Below are 3,892 nucleotides of genomic sequence, written 5' to 3'. Positions count from 1 at the left end.
GGTGTGCGGCAGGACGCTGACGGAGGCGGGCGAGATGAAGCTCATGCGGTGCGAGGACTGCCCTTCGGACATGGACGAGGGGGTCTACGAGCGGCTCCACGCCTGGCGCGCGGAGCAGGCACGCGCACTCGGCCAGCCCGCGTACTGCGTCTTCACGGACAAGACGCTGATCGCCATCGCGGAGGCCGTGCCGTCCGACGAGCGGGAGCTGGCCGGCATCGCCGGCGTCGTCCGCCGCAAACTCACCCGGTTCGGGGACGATGTGCTGGCCATCTGCGCAGGTGAGGAGCGTTCGGGCGACGGCGGGGCCCGCTGACGCAAACTCGTCGGGAAAATGGTTTGCGCCCGCCGGGCGAATCCCCATAGGTTCTTTTCCACGGGAACGGCGGTCTTCTCGAAGACCACTTCCCGTGCTGTACTTCACTTGCCCGGTATCGCTCCGGGCATGCAGCGCAGCGACATTGTTCGCATACGTGAGGAACCGGCCCCGGCCGGATCCCGAGACGCCGAGAGGAGGCGATTGACGTGATCAGCATGACGAGCAGCTTCATCAGCACCGCCAAACTGGCCGACCAGTCCTTCGCCCGTGTCTCTCTCGGCTTCTCGCCGGCGAATCTCAACGGCACCGGTACGTCCGGCGTCATTGAGATGCGACCCGTCTCCCCGTCCGGTCTCGGCGTGTCCTTCCTGCCCGTGTGTGAGCGCGTGGGCGATGAGCGACCGACCGGGGCACTGGTGGCAGGAGCGGCAGAGCAGGCGGAGGCCTATGTCCCCGCGGCGGCCAGTGCCGGAGCACAGAAGCAGCAGACGACGACGCACGACCACGAGATGTGGGCCTTCCGTGGGCCTGAACCCTGGAGTCATCCAGCCTGATCGGCAATCAGGCCGGCGCCTTCAGGGCCGCGGAACCCCACCCGGGATCCGCGGCCCTTCTGTTTGTCCCGACAGGGACGGACGGAGCGAAGGGGCCTCGGGGCACGAAAACCCGGTACCCGACGATGTCCGGCCGACCGGCCGGACCGAACAAGACGAGGAAGAAACCCCGTGCAACTCGAAGCGCACGCCCCGTCCGTACCGCCTTCCGACACGATCCCCCCGCCCGGCCCCACGGAGGACTCCGCCTTGACCCCGCTGACCCAGCTCACCGCCCTCGACGAGGCGATCGAGAACCTCGGCTCGCCCGTTCCCTGCCGCGCCTACGACCCGGAGGTCTTCTTCGCCGAGTCGCCCGCGGACGTGGAGTACGCCAAGTCCCTGTGCCGCACCTGCCCGCTCGTCGAGGCCTGCCTCGCCGGCGCCAAGGAGCGCCGCGAGCCCTGGGGCGTCTGGGGCGGGGAGCTCTTCGTCCAGGGCGTGGTCGTGGCACGCAAGCGGCCGCGTGGCCGTCCGCGCAAGAACCCGGTCGCGGCATGAACACGCGCGGAACGATCGACCGTCCCCTCACGCACGATCCCCAGAAGCAGGCTCCGATGACCTCTTCCACCAGCGAGCCCAACGGCTCCGCGACCACTGCCTTTCCCACGAATGGCGCGCACAGGGCGCGCCAGAACAGGACCCGCGAGATGCAACTCATCCCAGAAGCCCTGGCCCGCGCGCATATGGAGGAACGACTGCGCGAGGCCCACGCGACCCGTCAGGCCACCCACGTGATCGTGGCCAGGCGCATGCAGCGGCGCGCCGAGCGCGTGTCGATGCGGGCGCGCCGCGCCCTGGCGATGGCCGTCATGCAGTGACGGTCCTCCCGCGGTAGCGCGAGACCATGTGTGGCCGGACCCTCAGGGGCCCGGCCACACGTCTTATGCTCCGCCGTCCTCGCCGGACTCGGCCCCGGTCTCCGGGGCCGCCTCGCCCTCCACGGCCTCCTCGTCGTCGTAGACGTACTCGACGTAGAAGCCGGGCAGCCAGTCCTCCAGCTCGTCCTTCAGCCGCACGGTCGCGCCCAGCTGGCACAGCACCCCGATGGTGGACAGCGTGACGCGGTGGATCAGCAGGTACGAGGGCGGCAGGTTCAGCTGCCTGCCCAGCTGGTGCGCGGGGGAGCGCGGGTCGGCGATCCGCGCCGCCTGGGCGCGCATCCAGGCGCGGGTGAACGTGAACTCCTCGGCCCCGGCGGGCTCGATGATCGGCAGCAGGTAGTCGAGCACCGCCTCCGGGTCGAGGTCGATGGTCTCCCTGACGAACCCCTCGGCGCGCAGCATCTCGTAGACGGCGTCGGACTCGCCGTCGATCGTCATCCGCAGCGCCTCGCCGATGGTCTCGGGCAGCCCACCAGGCAGCCGGTCGACCGTCCCGAAGTCGAGCACGCCGAGCCGCAGCTCGCCGCTCCCGCCACCGCCCTCCCCGTCCTTGCCGTCCTCGCCCGGCGCTTCCTCCCGCGGCGGCAGGAGCCGGAAGTTGCCCGGGTGCGGGTCCGCGTGCAGCAGGCCCGTGCGCATCGGGCCCGAGAACAGGAACCGTGCGAGCAGCTGGCCCGCCCGGTCGCGCTGCTCCTGGGTGCCCGAGGAGATGATCTCGGCGAGCGGCGTGCCGTCGATCCACTCCGTCACGAGCACCTGGTCGCTCTGGTGCACGACGTCGGGCACGACGACGTCCGGATCGTCCACGAACTCGCGGGCGTGCTCACGCTGCGCCTCGGCCTCGAGCGCGTAGTCCAGCTCCTCGGAGACACGGTCGCGCATCTCGGTGACCAGCGGTTTCATGTCCATGCCCGGGATCAGCGGGCCGAGCAGCCGCACGAACCGGCTCAGCTGCGCCAGGTCGGACAGCAGCGCCTCGCCCGCGCCGGGGTACTGCACCTTCACCGCGACCTCGCGGCCGTCGTGCCAGACCGCCCGGTGGACCTGGCCGATCGAGGCAGCCGCCGACGGCTTGTCCTCGAACTCCAGGAACAGGCCGCGCCAGTCCTCGCCGAGCTGCTCCTCCAGCACGCCGTGCACCGTCTGCGTGGGCATCGGCGGCGCCGCGTCCTGCAGCTTCGTCAGCGTGGCCCGGTAGGGGCCGGCCACCTCCTCAGGCAGGGCCGACTCGAAGACGGACAGCAGCTGCCCGAACTTCATCGCACCGCCCTTGAGCTCGCCCAGCACCTTGAACAGCTGGTCGGCCGTGCGCTGCTGCAGCTCCTTGGTGACGAGATCCGCGGACGCCCCGCCGATCCGCTTTCCCAGTCCCCAGGTCGCCCGGCCCGCGAACCCGATAGGCAGTGCGGCCAACTTGGCAGTGCGGGTGACCGCCTTCCGGGGAAGATCAGACATTACGCCCCTCCTGGTACCGGACAGCCTTGCCGTGGTGCGGCGGCTACACCGCCATTGTGTCGCGCTCGGCCTCCGTCTCGGCCATCCCCACCCCCTCAGTCTTCTCCGCGGTCCTCTCCGTCTTGGCAAACGCACCGCACGGGCAGTGCGCGTGGGGCGCCACGCGACTGGATCGCCAGTCGAGCAGAGGCTGCGCCACCTCCCAGCGTGCACCCGTGCTCGTCGGCAGCTCCCCGTCCAGGAACGACAGCGCGTGCGCCGCCGTGAGCCCCGCCACAGCGGCGGCCAGCGCACCGTCGCAGGCGGGCACGGCACGCGCCCCGCGCCCCGAGCGCCACTGGGCCAGCATCCTCGGCTCGTGCGGATCCCGCGCCGCCGCAGTGCGCAGGAGGCAGCCGGCGCACGCCGTGCCGCCCGGCAGCACCAGCGGCCCCACGAACCCCGTAGCCTCGACGACGCCCGCGTACAGGTGGGGAATCCCGGCCGCCGTCCACGCCTGAGCCGCGGCGGGCTCCGGGCGGTAGGCGGCCAGCCCGTCCCTGGGCGCCACCACCACAAGGGACAGGGGCGCGTCCCGCGCGGCGGCCGCGTCCGCCACCCCTACCCCCCATTGATCCCTTTGAGCGGGCACCGTCGCGGCC

General features: G+C 71.4%; 6 protein-coding genes. 4 read left to right on the top strand and 2 right to left on the bottom strand.

Going from position 1 to position 3,892, the window contains the following annotated elements:
* From JFN87_RS32255 to JFN87_RS32240, 4 genes are all read left to right on the top strand, one after another.
* Positions 1-316, top strand: a 316-nt coding sequence (locus tag JFN87_RS32255) for an HRDC domain-containing protein (protein ID WP_209345938.1), incomplete at its 5' end; no start/stop codon positions are given.
* A gap of 209 nt (positions 317-525) precedes the next feature.
* A complete protein-coding gene (locus JFN87_RS32250; protein ID WP_209345936.1) occupies positions 526-873 on the top strand; it encodes a hypothetical protein in 348 nt (115 codons plus the stop codon).
* Positions 874-1,044: 171 nt separating this feature from the next.
* Complete coding sequence (locus tag JFN87_RS32245) at positions 1,045-1,413, top strand: WhiB family transcriptional regulator (RefSeq protein ID WP_030899347.1); 369 nt, start codon at positions 1,045-1,047, stop codon at positions 1,411-1,413.
* On the top strand, positions 1,410-1,733 hold the full coding sequence (locus JFN87_RS32240; RefSeq protein ID WP_209345934.1) for a putative WhiB-interacting protein: 324 nt from the start codon (positions 1,410-1,412) through the stop codon (positions 1,731-1,733). The genes JFN87_RS32245 and JFN87_RS32240 overlap by 4 nt, the downstream gene beginning before the upstream one ends.
* Positions 1,734-1,796: 63 nt before the next feature.
* Here the strand turns inward: JFN87_RS32240 and JFN87_RS32235 are convergent, their stop codons facing one another.
* Together JFN87_RS32235 and JFN87_RS32230 are read right to left on the bottom strand one after the other, a co-directional pair.
* Positions 1,797-3,251, bottom strand: coding sequence for an ABC1 kinase family protein (locus JFN87_RS32235; RefSeq protein ID WP_209345932.1), 1,455 nt, complete (start codon positions 3,249-3,251; stop codon positions 1,797-1,799).
* A 43-nt stretch (positions 3,252-3,294) separates the two neighbouring features.
* Positions 3,295-3,892, bottom strand: a 598-nt coding sequence (locus JFN87_RS32230) for a TOMM precursor leader peptide-binding protein (RefSeq protein ID WP_209345930.1), incomplete at its 5' end; no start/stop codon positions are given.

Origin of the sequence: Streptomyces montanisoli (genome assembly GCF_017813245.1) — a bacterium.
Lineage (GTDB): Bacteria > Actinomycetota > Actinomycetes > Streptomycetales > Streptomycetaceae > Streptomyces > Streptomyces montanisoli.
This window is presented reverse-complemented; position numbering and strand designations above follow the sequence as displayed.